At 58.0% G+C, this 276-nt stretch carries 1 tRNA gene; it reads right to left on the bottom strand.

The features are described 5' to 3' along the window. Positions 1 to 77: transfer RNA gene (locus ACCD05_RS31860), tRNA-Ile, on the bottom strand. Between the last annotated feature and the right edge of the window lie 199 nt (positions 78 to 276).

Genomic DNA, 276 nt, shown 5'->3' with positions numbered 1-276 from the left:
TGGTGGGCCTGGGAAGACTTGAACTTCCGACCCCACGCTTATCAAGCGTGTGCTCTAACCAACTGAGCTACAGGCCCGATCTCTACGAACTCGACGTCAGTGACGCTCGCCCATACAGGCCAGAGGCCGTCGCCAGTCGTCTGGCGCCCCGTCCGGAGGCAGCGATCGAAGATCGCGCTCGCCGTGAGGACATATCCTAATGAAGAAAGAGAAACGTGGACGGCGCAGTTCGCCATACCATCCGATTACCGAAGTAATTCCGTGGCGTATTGCGTT

Origin of the sequence: Rhizobium sp. Rhizsp42 (assembly GCF_047304155.1) — a bacterium.
Lineage (GTDB): Bacteria > Pseudomonadota > Alphaproteobacteria > Rhizobiales > Rhizobiaceae > Rhizobium.
This window is presented reverse-complemented; position numbering and strand designations above follow the sequence as displayed.